The sequence below is a fragment of the Pelagimonas varians genome, from assembly GCF_003208435.1.
GTDB lineage: Bacteria > Pseudomonadota > Alphaproteobacteria > Rhodobacterales > Rhodobacteraceae > Pelagimonas > Pelagimonas varians.
Window position 1 is genome coordinate 9391 of sequence record NZ_QKMF01000029.1, and the last position, 23432, is coordinate 32822.

The window sequence follows — 23432 nt, forward strand, 5'->3', positions numbered from 1 at the left end:
CACCTGTCACCGCATAGCTCAGTGTGCTGCCATCGTTGTCGCTGTCCACATCCGCGCCAAGGGCAGCAAGATCAACATCCACCATCGGACCGTCTTCGGCCGCTGCCGCAACACCCGCCGCCAAACTCGGCGCATCATTTGTACCGGTGACCGTGATTGTCACTGTTGCCTGATCGGTATCGCCATCCGCATCGGTGACTTCGTAAACGAAAGTCACGTCCCGCGTTTCACCTTCTGCAAGATCCTCAAACTCCCCGTTGGGATCGAATGAGAAACTGCCAACAACTGGGGCCGCAGGCAGCGGATGCACCGGAGTGCCTTCGTTGAAGACCAAAACCCCTGCTGACGGACCCGACACCAATGTGACCGATTGCGCCAAATCGGGCACATCGTCATTCAGCAAGACTGATGCAAAGCTCGTCGCGGTGTCATCCTCAGAAACCCCGGCAGTATCATCTATGGCATCTACCGCTTCATCAGTCGGGTCTAGCTCAACCCCATCCACGACAACCCGCAGATTTTCGAACTCTCGCGCCGACAGATTAAACGCCGAAAAGCTGAATACATCTGAATCCGCTTCGCCGGTTATTGGATCCGTATGACTTGCCAAAAATGCAAGATAGTTTGCCACATCTGACTGAACCGCAAGATTGAGCCACTCTTGTGCAGTCAGGTTGAGCGTTAACGTGTCGACCCCGGAGCCACCGCGATAATCATCACTTGCTCCGGCGTTTTCAGCCATGGTGTAAACGGCTTCGTCGTCACCTCCGCCAGCTAGGACAAGATCGTTGCCCGCACCGCCATCAAGATAATCGTTGAATCCCGCTTCGCCGGACCCGCCGCCACTTCCTGACCCTTTTCCAGACCCGGAACCGCCACCTGAACCGTTAGAATAATATCCTCCGGATCCTGATCCAGACCCAGCGCTGTCTCCGATAAGAATGTCATCGCCATCGCCACCCAGAACCGTATCCTCACCAGCCCCACCAATAATCAGATCGTTGCCAGCGCCACCGTCCAGATAGTCGTCAAATTCCAATGTCTCACCGGACCCGCTACCGGATCCTGATCCAGAACCAGAACCATCACCGCGCAAGGTGTCATTGCCCTGCCCTCCCAAAAGGGTGTCCGACCCTACGCCGCCCTCTAGCTGATCGTTGCCCGCACCGCCCTCAAGGTGGTCGTTGCCGTCCCCACCTTTGAGTTTATCGTCGCCATCACCACCAAGTAGGGTGTCTTCACCCGTGCCACCCTTCAGGTCATCGTCACCTGTTCCACCGTCGAGCAGGTCGTTCCCCCTGTCGCCCTTCAGTTTGTCATCTTCGGCCCCGCCGTGCAGCTGATCGTTACCGTCGCCGCCTTTGAGGTCATCGCGCCCTGCGCCACCATCAAGGGTATCGTTGCCATCGTCGCCTTTTAATTTGTCGCGACCGTCACCGCCCAAAAGCAGGTCATTCCCATCACCGCCATAGAGCTTGTCATCTCCTCCGAGACCGATGAGCGTATCGTCGCCGTCTTTGCCCTTGATCTTGTCTTTTTTGGAAGTTCCGACAATTGCGTCAGACGAGTTTGTCCCGTTGAAATTGGCCATGATGGATCCCCCCAAAAAATAAGCTCTTGAATAACGTGACGTTAATTTGATGCTAATTTCCTATTTCGGTCAAGAAAACTGTTATTTGTCTGAAGGGTTTCAGATCTAGGTATTTATAGTTATTTGAAATTTTCATATTCGCCGGGACAATTTGACCCCGAATTGTTTGATCAAACTGTGTATTATCCGGTCAATCTCACCTCTTCACACTCATTGTTGCAAATACGCAAACAATAGACTTTGGGTAGAAGGCGTTAGATGGATTCTGCAAAATTTTGAGTCATTTAAAAAAGGGAAGTCAGGCTAGCACTATCGCCTAACTCATCTGACCATGCCCTTGACGGTCGACAAATACGTCGAACATGGCCTAGGCTTACTCCAACACGATCAAAATCCATCGCATTTTGCACATTTCACCACGGCCCGATCCCCTTTCGGCGAAATATCAGAGCCAACCTAACCGTGCGATGCAAAATCGCCTTCCTTCGAAATCTATCAGATAGTTCATCGAAGGAAATCGAGTGGTCTAACGGCACATTCACTGATTGGCGTCCATTCGTCGGCCAACAACCAAACCAGATCACCTTCAACTGAACCGCAACCACAATGCTCTCATTCGAACCAAGACACAGTACGCTCAGATGTGAGAAAGGCGCTTCGAGGACGAGCGTCCCATTTTACGAAGCTAGGATTCCGAAGCGCAAATCTGGCCGCCATAAACTCGGTGTCATATTCTACAGGCGCTTCATTGATACCTTGAGCAAGATGAAGTGGAGATCTCGCAAAATCGAAAGATCAACCCTCCCGTTTACCTATGGGCGGTGCATGCTCCATCTAGCCCGCACCCCGCCCTACGTCTTGTAAATCCAACAAAGAGGAGCCTGCCAAGACCAGCAATCTCTCACGACAGTCGGGACTTGTCATAGCTGCCTGTAAGAACGCCGATTCGCCTCAGACTGCCTTTACCTTGTCCAAATATCCAGCCCACCAGTCTGCGAGGCGCACCCGTTCTTCCCAATGCTCTCCCCATGCATAGGCACGCCGCACTTCGCTTTTTTCAACATGCGCCAATGCGCGTTCAATCGCATCAGGGTTCCACAGGCGGCTCTCATTGGCCAAAGTCGAAAAGCTGGCGCGAAAACCATGCGCGGTCATTTCCTCACCAGAATAGCCCATTCGGCGCAGCGTAGCATTTAAGGTATTTTCAGACATTGGCCAATGCCATGAACGTAGGGATGGGAAGAGATAAGTACCCTCACCCGTGATCGCTCGCATTTCCTCTAAGAGAGACAAAGCATGCCTTGGCAAAGGCACAAGATGATCACGGCGCATTTTCATCCGAGGCGCAGGGATGGACCACACAGCCTCTTTAAAATCGAACTCCTCCCATTTGGCGTTGCGAATGTCTTCGGGGCGCTTTGCGAGAATAGCCAAAAGCTGCAAACCTATGCGCGTTGTTGTTTGCCCTTCGAATACATCGATCTCTCTCATAAGCTGGCCAAGAGCTTTAGGTTCGGTGATCGCGGTTCGATGTACCCGTGTTGGGCGGATCAGCGCGTCACGCAGGGCATAAGTCGGATCAGTTTCTGCAATTCCACTCGCCACAGCATAGCGGAAAATCGACCCAATCCGAGCGCGAAGACGGTGTGCTGTTTCGTAGTTTCCTTTTGCCTCGACCTTGCGCAGGGTTTTAAGGATCATGGGCGCGGTGATCTCAGTCACAGGCTTGCGGCCAAATCACGGTTAGCCAGCTTGAGGTGGTATTCCGTCTTCGATAACGTTGCCGCTGACTTCCCCTCTTTCCGCTGCTTGGCCAGAAACGCCGCGCCAATCTTCTCGAATGTCCGGCCCTTGGCTTCAAGACGCAGGCGCTTCTCTTCTTGTTTGGCCTCGCTTGGATCAGTTCCATCCGCCAGCAGCGCCTTGGCGATATCGCGTGCTTGGCGCGCCTTTGCCAGTGTCACCGCTTGATAGTCGCCAATCACTAACAGCCGTTCTTTGCCATCAATGCGGTATTTGAACCGCCAAGACTTCGCCCCGCTGACTTTGACCAAAATGAACAACCCCTCAAAGTCGCTGACTTAGTAGGCCTTATCACCCGATTTTAGATTTCGAATCTTGATGTCGCTTAAGGGCATGGTGGGGGCACGCTGCTGGACGTAACAAAACAGCGTTGGACAAACGATCTCGATAAACACCTTATAAACAAGGCCAAATTCGATGTTATTGGATATATCTGGATGATGAAATGGTGCCCCCACACGGACTCGAACCGCGGACCTACTGATTACAAATCAGTTGCTCTACCAGCTGAGCTATAGGGGCACCGTGCGGGTGGAATAGGAAAACTATTGACCCTTTGCAAGCACAAATTATCGGTTTGTGCGTGCAAGTAGCCCAACAGCCAAAAGTCCTGTCAAAATCACCAGAATTGCAGCCGGCGCAGCGTCGCCCAAAGCCTCGAGCGAAGCTTGTTCATGCACCCTTGTGGCCAATGTATCATAGTTAAACGGACGCAGTAGAAGCGTTGCGGGCAATTCTTTGACGCAATCGACAAAAACCAGCAACAAGGCAGATGCGACAGAGGCACGCATCAAAGGATAATACACCGCCCCCAGAACTTGGCCTTGGTTTCGACCCAGAGACCTTGCCGCCAATGCCAAATTCGGAGAAACCCGCCCCATTGCGGCATCAGCTGCCCCCTGTGCGATCGCAAAGAATCGCACGCAGTAGGATAAAATCAGGGCAAAGGCCGAACCAGTAAGAATCAGCCCGACATCTGCTCCGGTCAAAGTCTCAACAAAGTCGGCAAAGGCATTGTCCATTACCGCCAACGGAATCAAAATTCCGACGCCAAGCACCGCGCCGGGGGCCGCGTAGCCAATTGTGGTCACTGGTAACAGCAGACGCGGCAACTTGCGCCCGGTCAGCCGTACTCCGTAGACCAAAAACACTCCGGCCGCGACGGTGACCAGCGCGGCAATGCCGCCGACTGTCAGCGTATTCAAACCGGCATCCCATAGATCCGGATCGCTCCAATTTTCAGCATTGTCCAACGCGTGACTTAAAATGACGCTGGCGGGTAAAAGGAACCCCATGAAAAACGGCACAAAACAGGCCGCCAGCATCGTCCAGCCAACCAAAGGGCTGAGGGTTTTGCGGGCCACGGGACGATGTCGCGTTGATAGGTTGAAATAGCGCATTTTTCGGCGAGAGATCTTTTCCAGTGCCACCAGCAGTATGACCAGTAAAAGGACGACACTGGCGATTTGCGCAGCGCCCCCGGCATTGTTGGCCTCAAGCCAGACAGTAAAAATACCGGTGGTCAGGGTTTGAACCGCAAAATAGTCCACCGTTCCGAAATCATTGACGCTTTCCATCATAACAATCGCGACACCGGCCGCGATTGCAGGACGCGCTAAAGGCAAGCCAACACGCCAGAACCGCCCCCAGGCCCCTGCCCCAAGCGATTGAGCGACCTCTTCGCTGGCCGCAGATTGCTCGCGAAACGCCGCGCGGGCCAAAAGGTAGACGTAGGGAAACATTGCCGCAGCAAGTACCAAAATCGCAGCGCCCATCGACCGGATTTCGGGAAACCAGTAATCGCGCGCAGTTTTCCAGCCAAACACCTCGCGCAGGCCAGTCTGAACGGGCCCTGCGTATTCCAAGAAATCTACCAGCGCATAAGCCCCGACATAAGCCGGAATCGCCAACGGCAGTAGCAAAAGCCACTCCATCCAGCGTCGCCCGGGAAATTCATACCGGGACACCAGCCAAGCAGCCCCTGTGCCGACCATCGCAGCCAAAGTGCCAACGCCGACCATCAAGATCGCCGTGTTGCGAAGATAGCGCGGCAAGGTCGTGGACATCAGATGCGGCCAGATATTTTCTTTGGGAAAAAACGCCATGCCCAACACCGCCAAAATCGGCGCGATCACAATGACGGCAATCACAACTGCCCCCACAGACCAACGGTTTGGGAGGCGCAATCTGGCGCGCATTGGGGCTATTTCGGACACACTCATGGGCCAGACCTTTCCGGGGGGCTGTTAACCTTCGGGCGAAACCGCTTATAGTTCAGGAAAGAGCCAACAAAAAGCCCCGACAGTACATCCTATGCAGGTCATTTTTCACGCAGGCGTCCATTGCACGGACGAAGATCGTATTCTGAAGTGTCTGCTGCGCAATAGCGACAGCTGGCGCCACGAAGCTGTGTCGATCCCGGGCCCCTCAAGATATCGCAAATTTTTACTGGATGCGGTGAACAGCCTGTCCAAGGCGGATGCGGCCAACGACACCCGCGAAATCATCTTTGATGCCATTCTTGACGAAGACCATGAGGTGATTGATCGCCTTTTGTTGAGCCATCCCAGTTTCTTCTCGGTTCCAAAGCTGATGTTCGAAGGCGGCCGCGCCTATCGCAAGGCCGAAGGTCGATTACAGACGCTTCAGCGCATCTTTGAAGGCGATGATATTGAATTGTTTTTAGGTCTGCGTGATCCAGCAACGTTTCTGCCGGCCGCCTTTGCCGCAACACCCCACACCGATTTTGCCGACTTCATGTCTGGTGTTGATCCAATGCAACTGCGTTGGTCAGACCTCATAAGGCGTCTACGCGATCAAGTTCCGGAGATTCCGATCACGCTGTGGTGCAACGAAGACACGCCACTGATTTGGGGGGAAATCATTCGTAGAATGGCCGGTATTGAACTGACACGCAAAATCACCGGCGCGTTTGATCTATTTGGGCAGATCATCAGCCCGGAGGGAATGAAACGCTTTCGCGCGTTCCTCAAGGAAAACCCGAACATCAACGAAGCGCAAAAACGTCGGGTTATGGCCGCGTTTTTGGACAAATACGCACTTGATGATGAAATCGAGGAAGAGCTTGATCTGCCCGGCTGGGATAGTCCCTATGTTGATATGCTGACGGAGCTCTACGAAGATGATTTGTACACGTTGTCACAAATTCCTGGCGTGACAGTGATTGCTCCTTGAGCAGGAAAAAAGAGTTAGAATTTCAAAGGGCCGCTTCTGACGTGCGCCCAAGATCAGAATCAAAGGGTCAAGGCAAAACTCTTTGGCTCGAAACAAGAGAAAGTGCTTGATTCGATACACTCGATTATGGACTTTCAACGCAAACGGGTGCCCAGTTCGGAAAAGAACCAACAACTGCAGTCTCAAGCGATATCGGAGTACACATTGACACGTTTTGACTATTTGATCGACAAAATTGAAACTGCCGAATTTATTCAGACGCCTTTCAAGCATCTCGAAATACTTCAATTTTTCACCGATGCCGATTTCGCAGAGCTGCTTGCCTGTCAGGAAATTGCCATACCCACAGCGGCAAATGATGAAGAGCTATTCGATCATCTACTGGACCGCGGCTACAAAATCATTCCCTTCCCGGGAAGCACCGCCAGTCGGCAAGAATACTTGGCATGGCATCAGAACCAAACAGAAGGCGATAGATATCATCCAACCTGTGAAGGGTTCGGTGTCACGTTGCGACTGATTGAACCAATCAGCACATTTTTACAAGAATTGGACGCTTTTCTAAGGGGCGATGCTTTCAATGCCGCCATCGCAAAGAAGTTCAATATCAATCTAGAAAGCTGTTCCACCGATTGCGGTATACAAAAATACCTAGATGGTTATGAAATCACCCCGCACCCCGACGTGCGCTTCAAAGCTCTGACTTACATGGTCAACGCAAACCCAAATCCCGACAGTGCAACGCAGCAACACCACACCCATTACATGCGGTTTTCCGATAAGCGACGATATGTTGAAACACTCTGGTCTGGGAACCAAGACATTCAGCGCTGTTGGGAACCTTGGGAATGGTGTGAAACCGAAAAAGTACAGTCGGTGAACAACTCAATTGTTATTTTTTCGCCCAACAACGATACGATTCACGCTGTAAAGGCCACATATGATCATCTCGCGTTCCAGCGCACCCAATTATACGGAAATCTCTGGTACAAAAACCGCCCAGCAGTGCAAAAAGCCGAGTGGACAGACCTCGATGTCTTTGCCAACATGACCACTAGAATGGCAAATGCGGACCCTGAGAAACCCATTCAGAAAAACAAAATGTCTGCGATCCAACCAGATGAACAAAGTTTAGTGGCTCACAAAACACTTTAGCCCATGTCATGCTTCACTCTGATAGCTCAACAACACTCTGAGATACCAACCGCAAACGGGCTGCTAAATCAGCAGCCCGTCTTTGTACTATGGATGCGTTTAAACGCGTTCAGGCCATTCCCAGCGCCGCTTTGTACATTTCCAAAACGGCTTCTTCTTCGGCAATATCGTCTGCGTCACGTTTGCGCAACGCAACGACCTTGCGGATCACTTTTGTGTCGTAGCCACGCCCTTTGGCTTCTGCCATCACTTCTTTGATTTGCTCGGCGACTTCTTTCTTTTCTTCTTCAAGGCGCTCTATACGCTCGATGAATTGGGTCAACTCGCCTGCAGCAACGCCGTAGCTGCTTGTCTCTGAATCCTGCATCCTGATCTCCTGCCAAATGGCCCAGCTTACCGTTTCGCCGCGGCCGGCCCCGCGGAACCGGTGCCACAATACCGCCGGATATCCCTTTGCTACAAGGGCGCGCCCCTTCCATCAAGGGGTTGCGCTGCTCCATCTGCTCCTTTACCGCCGTCCATGCAATTTTGCGTATTAGGAGAATACAAATGGATTGGCTGATCTGGGGCGGAGCCGTAGTTTCTTTTGCAGGTCTGGCTGGACTGGTCTGGTGTATCGCACGGGTGTGGCGTGCACGGGGGCAGAACCTTTCGGACGAGGAACTGCGCGACATCGTACGCAAGATGGTTCCGCTGAACCTCGGTGCGCTTATGCTTTCAGTCATCGGCCTAATGGCCGTGATCATGGGAATCTTTTTGGGTTGAAGACATGCGCACCTGAAAAAAGAAACCCACAGACCTGAGCGGCCTGTGGGCAATTTAAGCAGTCTGCATATTTCGAAGACACCCAGACTGAAAATCTAGACCGGCATGTTGTCGAACATGTCTTCGACGTTTTCGTCTACACGCGAGGCAATCAGGGCTTTGGCCCAGCCCGGCACGGAAGCGCCCTGCGCCTCTAGGGCCAAAGCGGCCTGCTCCACATGCTCCATCAAGCTATCCCGCTCGTCATCGCTGGCAGTCTCGATTTCGGCTTTCAGCTCATTCAGGCGTGTTTTCAGATCTTCAATCATGGCAGTCCCCTCCTAAAGGTATCCAGTGGCCGGCCAATCAGCCGCCCGCACATTTCACGCAATTTGGTGCGTCCGGTAGAACACTCAAGCGTTCCGGAGAAATTTCACCGCTGCATTTAGCACAAAACCCGTATTCCCCACTCGCCATTTTGGAGAGTGCATTATTAATTCTCGCAACCTCAGCTTGCCCCGCCAAACCGAGTCGTTCAAGAACTTCTTCATCCTCGCGTTCAACTGCGGCTTCGTCCCAATCTTTGGAATGCGGAGCCTCTAAAGCGTCCCCAATACCTTCCAAACGCAGCCCAAGTTCCCGCAAGCGGTTCAAAAGGGCTAATTTTTGTTCATGATGTGACATCAATTCCGTCCTTTCGCACTGTGGACATTGTGTGCCAGACCTACTTAATTTGCTTTGACACAGGTCAATCTTGGCGGAAGACTTGCTTTATATTCACGTTTACATATATGTATTTTCGAAACAGTAGGGAGTGTTCATCATGACACCTGAAGTCACCGGATTTTTTGACGACGCCACCAATACGATCTCTTACGTGGTCCGCGACCCGAACGGGAAGGCCTGTGCGATCATCGACAGCGTTCTTGATTTTGACTATTCATCGGGGCGTACCGATACCCGCTCAGCCGATGCTGTGATCAACTTTGTTAAGGACAAAGGATATGAGGTGGCTTGGCTGCTCGAAAGTCATGTCCATGCCGACCATCTGAGCGCTGCCCCGTATATCCAAGAGCAAGTGGGTGGGAAAATTGGCATCGGTGACCGGATCACCGTGGTTCAGGACACCTTTGGCAAAGTCTTTAACGAAGGCACAGAATTCCAACGCGACGGCTCGCAGTTTGACAAGCTGTTTCGGGAAGGTGACACGCTGATGATTGGCGATTTGCAGGTGGATGTTCTGCATACCCCCGGCCACACACCAGCCTGTTTGACCTATGTGATCGGCGATGCCGCCTTTGTTGGCGATACATTGTTTATGCCTGATTTTGGCACAGCGCGCTGTGATTTCCCCGGCGGCTCAAGCGAAACACTGTTTGAATCGGTTCAGAAAATTCTGGCGCTTCCCGATGAAACTCGCATATTCGTCGGCCACGACTACAAAGCACCGGGCCGCGATGACTACGCATGGGAAACGACTGTAGGCGAACAAAAGTCCGCCAATGTCCATGTCGGCGAGGGAAAATCGAAGGACCAGTTTGTTGAAATGCGCGATTCACGCGACGCAACATTGGCCGTGCCAAAGCTCATCATTCCATCGCTGCAGGTTAATATGCGGGCCGGTCAAATGCCCGAGGCAGACGAAAAAGGTGATGTCTTTCTAAAAGTGCCCATCAACAAGATTTGACGGCAAACCCCGCCCTTGCACGGGGGGGAACAGGAACAAGGAAACGCATAATGCACATTGATTGGATTTGGGGGCTCATTGGCGGACTGCTGATTGGCACCGGCGGCGCAGTTTTCTTGCTCGCCAACGGCAAGATTATGGGGGCATCCGGGATCATTGGCGGGCTGGTTGACCGGTCCGGCCTTGATTCCAAATGGGAGCGTATCGTCTTTTTGACGGGCGTCGCATTGCTGCCCGCCTTGCTCACCCCGTTCTTTGGAAAAGTAGACACACACATCACCAGCAACTTCTGGGTTTTGATTGCTGCCGGCCTTTTGGTCGGTGTTGGGACGCGGATCGCAAATGGCTGCACTTCTGGTCATGGCGTCTGCGGTATGTCACGCCTGTCCATACGCGGCTTTGTTGCCACCTGTTGCTATATCGCCGCCGGCGGCTTGGGCGTTGTAATCTTTCGCCACATTTTGGGAGTCATCTGATGCGACTACTTTTTGCTTTCATCGCCGGTGGTTTGTTTGGCTCCGGTCTATATTTGTCGGGCATGACTGACACAACCAAAGTGCAAGGATGGCTGGACGTTTTCGGCAATTGGGATCCAACTCTGGCCTTTGTCATGGGCGGGGCCATGATCCCTATGGCCATCGCATGGATGATCCGCGCGCGCCGGACCACCGCGTTTTTGGGCACACCATTGCCCCCCGCTCCTTCCACCAGAATTGATAGCCGTTTGGTCATTGGATCGGTAATGTTCGGAATGGGTTGGGGATTGGCAGGGCTATGCCCAGGACCATCCGTCGCCGCTCTGAGCTACGGCGGATCGGGTCTTTATCTCTTTGTTGCAGCAATGCTTACCGGCATGTTGGTCGCCCCGTTGTTGCGGGAGCGACTGGACAGAGCCATCCCAGCGGAGTAATTCACAATCATGGATATTCGTCAGATCACCCCGACCTATCATGTGTCCCCGCAACTTGACGCCGTGGATGCGCAAGCTATCAAGGATGCGGGCTTTGTCCGTGTCGTATGCAACAGGCCCGACTCCGAAGTCCCCCCGGCGCTGCAGTCAGAGGCAATTGGTGCTGCCATGCGTGCCGCAGGCCTTGAGTTTGAGGTCCTGCCATTGACCCATATGACTATGACGCCCGAAAATGTCGCGATCCAAGAAGGGTTTGCCCAAGCAGATGGTCCTGTACTGGCCTATTGCGCGTCCGGCACGCGCAGCACGGTAATTTGGGCCTTGTCGCAGGCTGGAAAGCTCTCAACCGACGATATTTTGAACACGGCTGCCAAAGCCGGATATGACCTCGGCGGTTTGCGCCCAACTTTGGATGCTCTTTCCGAAGGTTAAGAACAGGTTTCACAACAACGGGCTGAGCGAAATCGCTCAGCTTTCTTCTATTTCGGCGGGCTCCAACCCGAAATCAAAATCGCCTAAATCTGCCATCATTGCATTACCGGCTTCTGCAGGTTCAGCCGTCAAATCCATGTCAAAATCGCCAGTATCCGCCTCAAAGTCCATGGGGGGGAGATCCGGAAGCTCTTCCATCTGATCTTCGGCCCCGAAATCACCCATGCCGATGTCCGGTAAGTCACTACCTACTCCTATGTCCGGCATATCGGAGTTGAAGGAAATATCCGGCAAAGCTGCCAACTCTGCCGCTCCATCGGTGGTCCGACCGTCTAGCATTTCACCCATTTCAGCCGGAGGTTTGGCAGCCGCTAAAGGCCAAGTGAGACGGACAGCACGTTGATTATGCAACTGTCCAAGCCGTCCCTTGGCAATCACCTGACCGCGGCCGGCAATCAGTTCAACACGATCCAAAACATCTGGTGGCAACGGTAGAAGGTCACCGGGTTTCAGCTCCCGCGCTTGCGCCAGTGTCATGGTAAGACGGGTCAAAATCGTATCAAGCCGCGCCGGTATTTTGCCAATCAGCTCTTCGTGCGGGCCCGGAGCCTCGGTCCCATCGGGATTGGATGTGTCTTTGTGTGTGTGCACCCGTTCTGGCAGCGTAATCGATAGGGCCCCTTTTCGGCGACCCAGTGCCAAATCAACCTCAGCCCGGAAAGTGCGATAGCTAGACGCGTCCAGCAGCAAGCTTGCAGCACGTGCATCTTCAATCATCGCGCCAAAACGATAGCCTTCAAGTTGCGCACACAGTGGATGGTGATCAAGGTTGCTGACCAGTTTTTCCAGCGTACCGTCCAACAAGGGGGCCATCATAGCCGCATCCGTTGGAGTCAGAACACGCTCATCATCCACCGGCATCTGAGTCACTTGCATAATGGTTTGCACTTCGATCACGCCAGTCATGATCTCGCGCTCAATCGACGCAATCCCAAGGGCACCATCCGGCCCATCAAGCAAAACCAGCAGATCCTTTTGACCAAGACCGTCTATAACACCATCTTGATCATGCATTTCGACCGAAACGCCCTGCGTCACCAACGCCAAATCCCAAAGAACGTCTGCAGTGCGGGAAAGCGCACGCCGCAATGCCTTGGACGGCGACATCCCCCGTGCTTCAAACGCACGTTGCGCCGCTTGTGCCTTCTGGCCCAGAACGCCCTGTCGTGCCCCATCTGCCATCTTGAGAATGCTACCCGTCTAAAACTGTCTAATTCACAGTTATGAACGGATTTGGTTACCAATGACTTTACTGGAAACAGCTTTGTTAGGAATTATTGCGCCGCCAAGGCGTGATTGAGCGGCAGAATAACCCGAAACGCAGCCCCCCGCTCTCCGGAAAGATAAGAAATTTCCCCACCCAGCCGTGTTACAATCTGCCGCGAAATCGCCAATCCCAGCCCTGCTCCCCCGGCCTTTTGATCGCTAACCCTTGAAAATTTCTCAAAAATTACGTCTTGAGCTTCGGGCGCGACACCCGATCCATTGTCAATAAAATCGATCATCAGTGCATCGCCGCTGGTCACCCGGATCTCAAGCACCCGCTGCGGAGCATCACAGTATTTACGGGCATTGGAGATGAGATTGATAAACACCTGACTCAACCGTTCCGTGTCGGTGTTCAACCAAACTTGTTCACCAGTCCAGTCCCTTTGTATTTCCAAACCGCGCTTGTCATCATGGGCCAAAGCAGCAGCCGCAGCGCGGTCCAAAACATCCTCCAATTTACCATCAACCAAGTTCAAGCTGACCTGACCGTTCTCAAGCACCGATAGATCCAACAGGTCATCCAGCAGCCGGGTCAGTCGAATCGCTTCATCGTGGATAATTGACGAATACTTGCTTTGTTCATCGGGAGTGATGCCCTCTCCATCCCGTAAAATCTCGGAAAATGCCCGAATCGAGGTCATCGGTGTTCGCAATTCGTGACTGATCTGACTCAAGAATGCGTCTTTTTGCACGGATAGGCGCGTCAACTTGTCGTTGACTGCACGCAACTGGGCTGCGGTGCGTGACAATTCCTGACTTTGCGCCTCGAGCGTGGCAGAGTATTCCATCATCTGCGCGGTTTCATCGGCCACAGCCATAAGGTCTTCGACCGACACGCTCATGCCGCCGACGATCTGGCCAACCATAGCATGTGCAGTTGCCGCACCAACGGACCCCGCCAGTTCCCGCTCCAATATCTGCAAAAACTCAGGTGTCGGTGCAGGCAGATGCGTTTCCGACCCTTGACGGCGCGCTTCGCGCAAGAACAGTGCCTGCGCATCGGTTGCCCCAAGAATACGCTGCGCCATTACCATCAAGTCTTCGGCTTCAGCCACACCCTGCGACCAGCTGCGCGTGCCCCCGGTGCCTTGCTGGATATTCACAAATTGCGCGCCCTGAAGGCGCTCCAACGGGGATGGAAAACTGGCAAGGGAGGCCACGAAAAACGCAACCATATTCAGCGACATGCTCCAGATCACCGCATGCAACAGCGGATCGATGCCCGAGATGCCAAACAAGGCCTCGGGCTTTAGCCAGCCAATCCCAAAGGGACCGGTTTCAAACAGGCTGAGCGGCATGATGACACCTGCGCCAAAGCTGGGCAGGTAGAGTGTATAAAGCCAAACCACAAAGCCCACTGTCAAGCCAGCCAACGCTCCGACCCGGGTCGCCCCGCGCCAAAAGATACCGCCCAACATCGCCGGCAGCACCTGGGCAACGCCGGTAAAGGCAACTAGGCCGATCACCGAAAGTGCCGCACCACCACCCGATTGCGCATAATAGAGGTACCCCAAAGACAAAACGCCCGCGATTGACAGCCGCCGAGACAGCAAAACAACATAGCGAACATCGCCAGACACGCTGGCCATGCCTTCGTTCATGCGTAACCAAATTGGCATTACGATATGGTTCGACACCATGGTGGACAGGGCAATCGCCGCCACGATGACCATCGAGGTCGCCGAACTGAACCCACCCAAAAACGACAACAGCGCCAAGGCGTTTTGACCATAGGCAAGCGGGACAGTCAGAACAAACAAATCCGGGTTGGAACCGGCAGGCAATACATCCAGCCCCACCACGGCAATCGGCACGATGAAGAGGCTCATCAGCATCAAATACAGCGGAAATGCCCAAGCCGCCATTCGCAGCTGTGGGTCATTGTCATTTTCGACCACCATGACCTGAAACATCCGCGGAAGGCACAAAAAGGCGGCGGCAGAAAGAAACATCAGCCCCGCCCAACGTCCGCCATTGACCTCCCAGTTGCCCAACTCCGAGGCATCGATGCGTGTCAAAGTCTCGGACACGCCACCGGCAATCCCCCAAACCACAAAGATACCAACGGCCATCAAAGCTGTCAGTTTCACGATGGCTTCAACCGCGATGGCCATGACAACACCATGATGGCGTTCATTTGCGTCCAGATTGCGTGTGCCGAAAATGACGGTGAAAACCGCAAGTCCAACGGCAACCCAAAACGCAGTACTCTGCTCTTCGGCACCGCCCGGTGTCGCCAGATTGAAGACCTCCACCGACAGCGTCACCGATTGCAGTTGCAGCGCGATATAAGGCGTGGTGCCGATGACAGCCAACAAGGTGACCCCAACCCCAAGCAGATTGGATTTGCCATAGCGCGACGAAATCAAATCAGCAATTGAGGTAATGCGCTGAACCCGGCCAATTCGCACCAGTTTGCGCAACACCCACCACCAACCTATCAGCACCAGACTCGGGCCAAGATAAATGGTCAGATACTCAAACCCGTTGCGCGCAGCCGACCCAACCGCCCCATAGAACGTCCAAGCTGTGCAATAAATCGACAGTGAAAGCGTGTAGACAATCGGGGCCCGCAACCAAGTCGCCCGCCCTCTCCGCGAGGCCCGCTCAGCAAAAAATGCGACTCCGAACAAGAACAGCACATAAAGCACCGAAATCGATGCCAAGGCATTCAGTGTTGTCATGGCTCATCCTCGGGATCTGGAGAGTCGGAACGGCGATGCATGGCGCGGATCAACACCCCCACAATCACCGGAAGGCCCAGCCAAACCGAAAAAACATAGATCAATCCTGTGGATGCGCTGGTGGGCTCGGACGGAACAGCCCAAAGCAGCGGCAGCAACCAGAGCAAAACACCCAAGACGGGCAAGGCGCGCGCTGCGTCAACCAAACGGCGCCGACGATAGGTCTGGCGCTCTACAAACAGCGGAATCTTTTCCGCGCTGCGGCGATTGGGCCGCACCACGGTGCCATCCTCAGTCCCCGTCGGCCCCGTCATGCCGGAGCAAGAGCGCGCACAGCTTCTAGAACTTCTGCATTTGAAAACGGTTTGGTCATAAAGCGGCTGGCCCCGGCGCTTTCGGCCATTTCGCGGTCTTTGGTTTGCCCGCGAGCTGTCAACATCAGCACTGGCAAAGCCTGAGTAGCCGCATCCCCACGCAATTCGCGCAAAATATCATAGCCTGATCGCCCGGGCAGCATGACATCCAAAATCAGCACATCCGGCGATTTTGCGCGAACCACATCTGCCGCGTCCTCACCATTAGAATGCGTCGCAACATTCCACCCCTCACGGGACAAAATGAACTTGATCGCCTCAATGATGTTCGGCTCGTCCTCGATTACAAGCACATGCCCGGCCATGTATCCCCCCCAATAGCCCTTCCACGTCCTGTTTTATCACGCACAGGCGCAGGTTATGTTCACACTATGCCTATAAAATTGGTGCTGTCAAAAGGCTGGTATATGTAAAGTGGCACCTTACAGGCATTTATTTGAATGTGACGGCCCAAGCATTCAATCTCACCTTGTTTTGCGTCGTGATTTACCCGGTAGGCGTCAGGATCGAAGGCTCGCGTCGCCCGATGCAATCAATCTTTGGACATACCCGGCAGGTCACCCCGACATCCGCGGGCACTGCCGCACCCTCACCGTCACGTGGCATCGGCCGCACCAACATATGTGCCTCAAAGATCGGGTCGCTATTCACAGCGATTTCACCAACCGGCATAGCAACCGCTTCGGCCCAGACTCCGGCGCCCGCGCGACCTTGCTGCACCAATGGGAGGGACAATATAACCATTGGACGGTTCAAAGCCCGATACAGCGGCCAAAGTGGGCAGGCCGCCCCAAAGCGCGGCATTGGAAAATCAGGGAGCGGTTTGCGGTAGCTCAGAACCCCGGAGGAGTCACAAATCGCCAAACCCACCGGATCAGGCATGACATCTATCGGCATCGCTGCCAAACGGCGCATGACCCGCGTCGGATCACCGCCCAACACCTTTGTCAAAGCCCCCGGATCTGGGCCATGTGTTGCAAGCAAGGGCACCAATTGATCCATCGGAATGGCCACAGCATCACGGGCATAACGTTCAAGCCAGGTCTTTAGCAATGTGCGCGCCGGAGCGGACACCCCATCCCCAAGACGCATCAAAGCCCCGTCTTCCGATGCATTTTGCTCCAGCTCGGGAACATGATGCCCTGCTGCCTCAAGCACCGCGTCCAGTTCCTCTTGCGGGGCACCGGTTTCGGTTGCGGTTTCGTCGTCTGCCTCAAGGTAGGTCACCAACCCCCGGCTGGTTTCCGCCAAACGGGCACTGTCGTCATATATGTTGCGGTGGAACCGCGCCTGCCATTCCGGATCAATCTCCCCCGGCTCGGCCAAAATCGAGGCCGCCGACCTGATTGCCGTCACCGTCGAGAGCATTTCATGCAAGGATGTCGCCAAATGCGGATCATGTGTCATGCGATCAGACAGGGTTTCAACATTGCGCTCCAGCGCCATGATGCGCTGGCGGGCTGTCGATAACAGCTCGGCCCAGCCCGGAAACCGACCTGCAAACTCATCCACCCGGTCAACTTCTGCACCGACAGCGGGCACATCAGAAGCCGCCTCACGCAGGGACGAAATCAGCGCTGCCCCCGCGCCTTCGATCAAAAGCGCAGGTTCGACATTCAAAGCCTCGGCAATATCCAGAAGCAATTTGCCACCGATTCTGCGCCGATTGTGCTCAATCAGATTCAAATAACTTGCGGAAATTCCAGCTTGTTGGGCAAGCGCAGCTTGCTTGATACCCTGCGCAACACGCCTTTCGCGAATTCGACTTCCTGTCAGTGTATCCCTTGGCAACAGCTTTCCCCTGCGTTTCCAACGTCTTTCTGCAATGCAGTATAAAAAACTTTACAGTATTCCATACCATACTTTTCAATTCTTGACAAAAAAAGCGTTGCGACAAAACCCCTTGTTGCGCAATTTTCTTTTAACGGGGCATACTGAATTTGCACAAACGTGCGCGCACTTTCGGGAAGAGGAGCCCGGATTTGCATTTATACGAAATGGGAGGATTTTCATGTCCAAGACCAACCTGACACGTCGTGGCGTGCTCAAGTCTGGCGCCGTAGCTGGTGCTGGCGTCGCTTTGCCGACAATTTTCACCGCCTCTTCGGCGGCTGCCTACACCAACGAGCCCACAGGCGCATCGGTAACTCTGGGCTTTAACGTACCCCAGACCGGCGCATATGCCGACGAGGGTGCGGACGAACTGCGCGCTTATGAGCTTGCAGTCGAGCACCTGAACGGCGGCGGCGACGGCGGCATGCTGAACACATTCAGCTCCAAAGAGCTGAAGGGTGACGGCATCCTCGGCAAAAAGGTAGAGTTCGTCACAGGCGATACTCAGACCAAATCTGACGCGGCGCGTGCATCGGCCAAGTCGATGATCGAAAAAGACGGCGCAGTGATGATCACAGGTGGTTCGTCCTCCGGTGTTGCGATCGCTGTTCAAGGTCTGTGCCAAGAAGCTGGCGTCATCTTTATGGCTGGCCTCACACACTCGAACGACACAACCGGTAAAGACAAGAAAGCCAACGGCTTCCGTCACTTCTTTAACGGATACATGTCTGCTGCTGCTTTGGCCCCCGTTCTTAAGGGCCTCTATGGCGACGACCGTAAAGCCTATCACTTGACGGCTGACTACACATGGGGCTGGACACAGCAAGAATCGATCGCAGCTGCGACCGAAGCCATGGGTTGGGAAACCGTCAACAACGTTCTGACACCGCTGGCATCGACAGACTTCTCGTCCTACATCGCTCCGGTTCTGAACTCTGGTGCCGACGTTCTGGTTCTGAACCACTACGGCGGGAACATGGTGAACTCGCTGACCAACGCGGTTCAGTTCGGCCTGCGCGAAGCACAAGCCAATGGCAAAAACTTCGAAATCGTTGTTCCGCTCTTCTCGCGCCTGATGGCACGTGGTGCTGGTGAGAACATCAAAGGTATCGTTGGCTCGACCAACTGGCACTGGTCGCTGCAGGATGAGGGTTCCAAAGCCTTCGTTAAATCCTTCGGCACCAAATACGGCTTCCCACCAAGTCAGGCCGCGCACACAACTTATTGCCAGACTCTGCTGTATGCTGACGCCTGTCAGCGTGCCGGCACATTCAACCCTTGTGGTGTTGGTGAAGCTCTCGAAGGCTTTGAGTTCGATGGTCTTGGCAACGGTAAAACACTGTACCGCGCCGACGACCACCAGTGCTTCAAAGACGTGCTGGTTGTGAAGGGTAAAGAGAACCCAACATCCGAGTTCGACCTTCTTGAAGTTGTTGAAGTAACTCCGGCTGCTCAGGTCACTTATGACCCCGAGCACCCAATGTTTGCAGGCGGCCAGCTCGGCTCCTGTAACGCGGGCTAAGTTACAGTCCGGCCCGGTCCCCCAAACGGGGCCGGGCCTCTTTTTCTGTTTGTCAAAACCTTCGGAAATTCATGGGTCTCTTCGGTATTCGCTGGAGAGCCTTAGGCACCTTTAACCCAATGGTGGGGTCATGGACGTATTCCTTACGCAAATCTTAAATGGGCTCGATAAGGGCTCAGCTTATGCGCTGATCGCGCTCGGGCTAACACTTATCTTCGGTACGCTTGGCGTGGTCAACTTTGCCCACGGGGCATTGTTTATGATCGGCGCATTTTGCTCCGTTTTCCTGCAACGACTGCTGAACATGTCCTATGAGACAATTGATCCGACAAAAACAGACTTTCTCGGCAACCCGGCAGTGGTGAAAACCCCTTACGTCGAAAGCTGGTTTGGCCCTGAAACGGGCGCGGCTATTATCGACTGGTCGGTTCCATTGGCCGTTTTGTTTGCGATCCCGGTCATGATCGCCATCGGTTTCATCATGGAACGCGGGCTGATCAAACACTTCTATAAACGCGAGCATGCTGACCAGATCCTTGTGACCTTTGGCTTGGCCATCGTTTTGCAAGAAGTGATCAAAGCCCTGTATGGTGCCAACCCGATCCAGACCCCTGCCCCTGACTCGCTCAGCGGTGTTGCAGTGCTGGCCGAAGGCATCGTCTATCCAGTTTGGCGCATTGTTTACTTCTTCTTCTCTGTTGTTGTTATCGGCGCTGTTTTTGCCTTCTTGCAGTTCACCACCTTCGGGATGGTTGTTCGGGCGGGTATGGCCGACCGCGAAACCGTCGGTTTGCTTGGCATCGACATCGACAAACGCTTTACGCTCATGTTCGGTATCGCCGCTGGCGTGGCCGGCCTCGCGGGTGTGATGTACGGACCGATCAACGCTCCAAACTATCACATGGGCATGGACTTCTTGGTTCTGTCATTTGTTGTGGTGGTTGTGGGCGGTATGGGCAGTTTGCCCGGAGCCGTTGCTGCGGGGTTCCTGCTTGGTATTCTCGAAAGCTTTGCCTCAATGACTGTGGTGACCGAAATCATCCCCGGCATCAACCAAATCATCATCTATCTTGTCGCCATTATCATCCTTCTGGTCCGTCCACGCGGCTTGATGGGACGAAAAGGCGTAATGGAGTAAACGACCATGCTTGGACTTGGAAAAAAAGACACATCCTTGTTGCTGGTGGTCGTCGCTCTGACGATGCTAGCACCTTTCATCCTCAATCCGTTCCCTTCGGATAGCGCTATGGCACAATTCAACGCCGGCTACCCCGACTTGATGCAACGGTTTGTTATCTTTGGCATCTTTGCCATCGGATTTAACATCCTGTTTGGCCTAACCGGCTACCTCAGCTTTGGTCACGCGGCCTTTCTGGGTGTGGGTTCCTACTCTGCGGTTTGGATGTTCAAACTGCTGAGCATGAACATCCTTCCGGCCATCATCTTGTCAGTGATCATTGCGGGCTTGTTCTCGCTGATTATTGGTTGGGTTTCGCTACGGCGGACAGGGATCTACTTCTCGATCCTGACACTGGCTTTCGCCCAGATGAGCTTTGCCTTGGCCTATTCGGTTCTGACGCCACTGACCAATGGCGAAACCGGCCTACAGGTTAATCTGGACGATCCACGTGTTCTTGGTGTCTCGGCCACCGCCGATGGCTCAATCCCTGTGACCAACCTGTTTGGACTGGAAATGCGTGCCGCCTATGACATGGCTGTTGGCCCTTGGACCTTCACCTTCTCGGCTGGCTACTACGTCTGTGCCTTGGTGATGATCGCAGCCTTCTACCTGTCGATCCGCATCTTCCGTTCACCCTTTGGCATGATGCTTCGTGCAATCAAATCCAACCAGACACGGATGAACTACACCGGTCTCAACCCAAAGCCATACACGCTTGCGGCCTTTGTGATCTCTGGCATGTACGCTGGTTTGGCTGGCGGCTTGATGGCCTCGATGGACCCGCTTGCAGGTGCTGAGCGCATGCAGTGGACCGCATCAGGCGAGGTTGTTCTAATGACCATCCTTGGCGGTGTGGGCACATTGATTGGTCCGGTTCTGGGCGCGGGTTTGATCAAGTATTTTGAGAATATCTTCTCAAAGATCAACGACACCGTTTTGCACAGCTGGTTCGCCTTCTTGCCTGACGGCATCGAAGACTTCTTTGTCAGCATCATTCACCCCTTTGTGGGCAAAGGCTGGCACCTCACGCTGGGTCTGATGTTCATGTTGGTTGTGACCTTCCTACCGGGTGGTCTTGTCGAAGGTGGTCAACGCATCGCCAAAGCTTTCCGCAAGAAAGAAGATGACAAGCCCAAATCACCCTCAACCGAGCCTGCGGAATAAGGAGAGAGACGGATGGGTATTCTTGAAGTCAAAGACGTAGGCAAACGGTTTGGTGGCCTCCAGGCGCTGGGAGATGTCAATCTCTCGGTGCAGGAAAACACCTGCCACGCCATCATCGGCCCCAACGGGGCGGGCAAATCGACACTGCTGAATTGCCTTGTGGGCAAACTGATCCCTGACACGGGTTCCGTTATGTTCGACGGCAATTCCGTTCTGGGGCGCAGCCCGCATGAAATCAACCAGATGGGCATCAGCCGCGTGTTCCAGACGCCAGAGATCTTTGGTGATCTTTCGGTGATGGAAAACATGATGATCCCGCTGTTTGCACGCCGTGACGGGTCGTATCGCTTGCATGCCATCGAAAGTGTTTCGACGGAAAAAGAGCTAATCACTCGGGCCGAAGAAATGCTTGAAGAGGTCCATATGCTCGACAAGCGCGGGATGCATTCGGCCTCCATGTCACGTGGCGATAAACGGCGACTGGAGATGGCCATGTGCTTGATCCAGAGCCCGAAACTGCTGCTGCTCGATGAACCAACAGCGGGTATGGCGCGCGCCGATACCAACAACACAATCGACCTTCTCAAGAAGATCAAAGAAGAGCGCGACATTACCATCGCTATCATCGAACACGACATGCACGTGGTGTTCTCGCTGGCAGATCGCATCACCGTTTTGGCCCAGGGCACCCCCTTGGTCGAAGATACCCCTGAGAACATCAAGGGGCATCCAAAGGTGCGCGAAGCCTACTTGGGCGAAACCCAGCAGGTTTAAGTCTGGCGATATGCCGCAGGGCGGGTTCATTCCCGCCCTGACCCCCAAATTCCCTCAGATGAGGACACACACATGAACGTACGTCCGGATTTTTCCAAGAACGCCAATCAGGCCGAAACAGCCCCAGCGTTCCTATCCGTTTGGGACATGCACTCTTACTACGGTGAGAGTTACATCGTCCAAGGCATCAACTTTAACGTCCACGAGGGCGAAATTCTTGCGCTTCTGGGCCGTAACGGTGCCGGTAAAACCACCACATTGCGCTCTATCGCCCGAATGGATGATCCACAGGTCAACCACGGTGAGATCTGGTTGGACCACAAGCCTTTGCACCGGATGAAATCACACGAAGCGGCGACCAACGGTTTGGGACTTGTCCCAGAAGATCGTTGCATCATCCCCGGCCTCACAGTCGAAGAAAACCTGAAACTGGCGCAGATCGCACCGCCCATCGGTTGGTCCTTGGATCGTCTGTATGACCTGTTCCCGCGCCTGCGCGAACGTCGCAACCAAGAAGGCGTGACCTTGTCAGGCGGCGAACAGCAAATGCTCTCAATCGCCCGTGCTTTGGCCCGCGATATCAAAGTGTTGCTGTTGGACGAACCTTACGAAGGCCTTGCTCCGGTTATCGTTGACGAGATCGAAAAAACGCTGCGCTTGATCAAAGAGCAAGGCATGACAACTATCATCGTGGAACAAAACGCCGTGCGGGCGCTGCAACTGGCAGACCGTGCTGTGATCCTCGATACCGGTTCGATCGTGTTTGACGGTTCTGCAGCCGAAGTTCTTGAAAACGAAGAATTGCGCGCTGAATACCTAGCAATCTAATCAGAAATTAACGGCCCCCGACTATGCAGGACCAAAGTGTCCTTGCATTCGGGGGCCGATCTGTTTTCCCTGACACAAAATTTCAGGAGGAGTCCCCATGTCCAAAGCTTATCCCCCATCGAGCGATATGATCGCCAATGCGAATGTTACGCTTGCGCAGTACAATGAGATGTACGCACAATCTATGAGTGACCCGGACGGGTTCTGGGGCGCTCAGGCGGAGCGGC

The 23432-nt window shown here is 54.0% G+C and carries 25 protein-coding genes and 1 tRNA gene; 13 read left to right on the forward strand and 13 right to left on the reverse strand.

The genetic code is table 11. The annotated features are described in order from the left end of the window. From C8N36_RS24300 to C8N36_RS22585, 5 genes are all read right to left on the reverse strand, one after another. Window positions 1–1591 (reverse strand): Ig-like domain-containing protein (locus C8N36_RS24300; protein ID WP_110768057.1); only part of this gene is annotated, 1591 nt, incomplete at its 3' end. A 951-nt stretch (window positions 1592–2542) separates the two neighbouring features. After that, window positions 2543–3313, reverse strand: coding sequence for a tyrosine-type recombinase/integrase (locus tag C8N36_RS24605; RefSeq protein ID WP_245911038.1), 771 nt, complete (start codon window positions 3311–3313; stop codon window positions 2543–2545). Further along, window positions 3310–3645: an Arm DNA-binding domain-containing protein gene (locus C8N36_RS24610; protein ID WP_245911039.1), complete on the reverse strand. Its 336-nt coding sequence runs from the start codon at window positions 3643–3645 to the stop codon at window positions 3310–3312. Before C8N36_RS24610 ends, C8N36_RS24605 begins: the two co-directional genes overlap by 4 nt. 195 nt (window positions 3646–3840) lie before the next feature. After that, window positions 3841–3916 (reverse strand) — tRNA-Thr (locus C8N36_RS22580). Between the two features lie 47 nt (window positions 3917–3963). Then, window positions 3964–5616, reverse strand: coding sequence for an ABC transporter permease (locus C8N36_RS22585; RefSeq protein ID WP_097807038.1), 1653 nt, complete (start codon window positions 5614–5616; stop codon window positions 3964–3966). A 91-nt stretch (window positions 5617–5707) separates the two neighbouring features. Between C8N36_RS22585 and C8N36_RS22590 the strand changes: the two genes are divergently transcribed. Both C8N36_RS22590 and C8N36_RS22595 read left to right on the forward strand, forming a co-directional pair. Continuing rightward, on the forward strand, window positions 5708–6589 hold the full coding sequence (locus tag C8N36_RS22590) for a hypothetical protein (protein WP_097807039.1): 882 nt from the start codon (window positions 5708–5710) through the stop codon (window positions 6587–6589). Window positions 6590–6793: 204 nt separating this feature from the next. Further along, complete coding sequence (locus C8N36_RS22595) at window positions 6794–7744, forward strand: hypothetical protein (RefSeq protein ID WP_141468281.1); 951 nt, start codon at window positions 6794–6796, stop codon at window positions 7742–7744. A 109-nt stretch (window positions 7745–7853) separates the two neighbouring features. Here C8N36_RS22595 and C8N36_RS22600 read toward each other — a convergent pair whose 3' ends face one another. After that, window positions 7854–8111 carry a DUF2312 domain-containing protein gene (locus C8N36_RS22600; RefSeq protein ID WP_097807056.1) on the reverse strand — a complete coding sequence of 86 codons (258 nt, stop codon included), beginning with the start codon at window positions 8109–8111 and terminating at the stop codon, window positions 7854–7856. 182 nt (window positions 8112–8293) lie between these two features. Between C8N36_RS22600 and C8N36_RS22605 the strand changes: the two genes are divergently transcribed. After that, window positions 8294–8509, forward strand: a complete 216-nt coding sequence (locus tag C8N36_RS22605; protein ID WP_097807041.1) for a hypothetical protein — start codon at window positions 8294–8296, stop codon at window positions 8507–8509. 95 nt (window positions 8510–8604) lie between these two features. Here the strand turns inward: C8N36_RS22605 and C8N36_RS22610 are convergent, their stop codons facing one another. Together C8N36_RS22610 and C8N36_RS22615 are read right to left on the reverse strand one after the other, a co-directional pair. Beyond that, the gene (locus C8N36_RS22610; protein WP_097807042.1) at window positions 8605–8817 is read right to left on the reverse strand and encodes a hypothetical protein; all 213 of its coding nucleotides are present in this window, start codon (window positions 8815–8817) and stop codon (window positions 8605–8607) included. 37 nt (window positions 8818–8854) lie between these two features. Next, on the reverse strand, window positions 8855–9172 hold the full coding sequence (locus tag C8N36_RS22615) for a TraR/DksA family transcriptional regulator (RefSeq protein ID WP_097807043.1): 318 nt from the start codon (window positions 9170–9172) through the stop codon (window positions 8855–8857). A 139-nt stretch (window positions 9173–9311) separates the two neighbouring features. On the opposite strand from C8N36_RS22615, the gene C8N36_RS22620 reads away from it, so the two are divergent. Genes C8N36_RS22620 through C8N36_RS22635 form a run of 4 tightly spaced genes read left to right on the forward strand, consistent with a single transcriptional unit; the run spans window position 9312 to window position 11517 of the window. Then, the gene (locus C8N36_RS22620; protein WP_097807044.1) at window positions 9312–10175 is read left to right on the forward strand and encodes an MBL fold metallo-hydrolase; all 864 of its coding nucleotides are present in this window, start codon (window positions 9312–9314) and stop codon (window positions 10173–10175) included. A gap of 50 nt (window positions 10176–10225) precedes the next feature. Next, window positions 10226–10651, forward strand: a complete 426-nt coding sequence (locus C8N36_RS22625) for a YeeE/YedE family protein (RefSeq protein ID WP_097807045.1) — start codon at window positions 10226–10228, stop codon at window positions 10649–10651. After that, entirely contained in the window at window positions 10651–11085 is a 435-nt protein-coding gene (locus tag C8N36_RS22630; RefSeq protein WP_097807046.1) for a DUF6691 family protein, read from the forward strand. Before C8N36_RS22625 ends, C8N36_RS22630 begins: the two co-directional genes overlap by 1 nt. Before the next feature lie 9 nt (window positions 11086–11094). Then, window positions 11095–11517, forward strand: a complete 423-nt coding sequence (locus tag C8N36_RS22635; protein WP_097807047.1) for a protein tyrosine phosphatase family protein — start codon at window positions 11095–11097, stop codon at window positions 11515–11517. A gap of 36 nt (window positions 11518–11553) precedes the next feature. Here C8N36_RS22635 and C8N36_RS22640 read toward each other — a convergent pair whose 3' ends face one another. From C8N36_RS22640 to C8N36_RS22660, 5 genes are all read right to left on the reverse strand, one after another. Next, window positions 11554–12759: a FliM/FliN family flagellar motor C-terminal domain-containing protein gene (locus C8N36_RS22640; RefSeq protein ID WP_097807048.1), complete on the reverse strand. Its 1206-nt coding sequence runs from the start codon at window positions 12757–12759 to the stop codon at window positions 11554–11556. A gap of 92 nt (window positions 12760–12851) precedes the next feature. Next, window positions 12852–15530: an ATP-binding protein gene (locus C8N36_RS22645; RefSeq protein ID WP_097807049.1), complete on the reverse strand. Its 2679-nt coding sequence runs from the start codon at window positions 15528–15530 to the stop codon at window positions 12852–12854. Next, window positions 15527–15811 carry a DUF6611 family protein gene (locus C8N36_RS22650; RefSeq protein WP_245911040.1) on the reverse strand — a complete coding sequence of 95 codons (285 nt, stop codon included), beginning with the start codon at window positions 15809–15811 and terminating at the stop codon, window positions 15527–15529. The genes C8N36_RS22645 and C8N36_RS22650 overlap by 4 nt, the downstream gene beginning before the upstream one ends. A 29-nt stretch (window positions 15812–15840) precedes the next feature. Beyond that, entirely contained in the window at window positions 15841–16209 is a 369-nt protein-coding gene (locus tag C8N36_RS22655; protein WP_097807050.1) for a response regulator transcription factor, read from the reverse strand. Between the two features lie 181 nt (window positions 16210–16390). Next, window positions 16391–17695: an XRE family transcriptional regulator gene (locus C8N36_RS22660; protein WP_097807051.1), complete on the reverse strand. Its 1305-nt coding sequence runs from the start codon at window positions 17693–17695 to the stop codon at window positions 16391–16393. A 220-nt stretch (window positions 17696–17915) separates the two neighbouring features. Between C8N36_RS22660 and C8N36_RS22665 the strand changes: the two genes are divergently transcribed. From C8N36_RS22665 to C8N36_RS24725, 6 genes are all read left to right on the forward strand, one after another. After that, window positions 17916–19259, forward strand: a complete 1344-nt coding sequence (locus C8N36_RS22665) for a substrate-binding protein (RefSeq protein WP_097807058.1) — start codon at window positions 17916–17918, stop codon at window positions 19257–19259. A gap of 130 nt (window positions 19260–19389) precedes the next feature. Continuing rightward, on the forward strand, window positions 19390–20397 hold the full coding sequence (locus C8N36_RS22670; RefSeq protein ID WP_097807052.1) for a branched-chain amino acid ABC transporter permease: 1008 nt from the start codon (window positions 19390–19392) through the stop codon (window positions 20395–20397). A gap of 6 nt (window positions 20398–20403) precedes the next feature. Further along, entirely contained in the window at window positions 20404–21603 is a 1200-nt protein-coding gene (locus C8N36_RS22675) for a branched-chain amino acid ABC transporter permease (RefSeq protein ID WP_097807053.1), read from the forward strand. A gap of 12 nt (window positions 21604–21615) precedes the next feature. Next, entirely contained in the window at window positions 21616–22377 is a 762-nt protein-coding gene (locus C8N36_RS22680) for an ABC transporter ATP-binding protein (protein ID WP_097807054.1), read from the forward strand. 72 nt (window positions 22378–22449) lie between these two features. Further along, window positions 22450–23205 (forward strand): ABC transporter ATP-binding protein, encoded by a 756-nt coding sequence (locus tag C8N36_RS22685; RefSeq protein ID WP_097807055.1) that lies wholly within the window; start codon window positions 22450–22452, stop codon window positions 23203–23205. A 127-nt stretch (window positions 23206–23332) separates the two neighbouring features. Continuing rightward, window positions 23333–23432, forward strand: a 100-nt coding sequence (locus C8N36_RS24725) for an acetyl-coenzyme A synthetase N-terminal domain-containing protein (RefSeq protein ID WP_281269722.1), incomplete at its 3' end; no start/stop codon positions are given.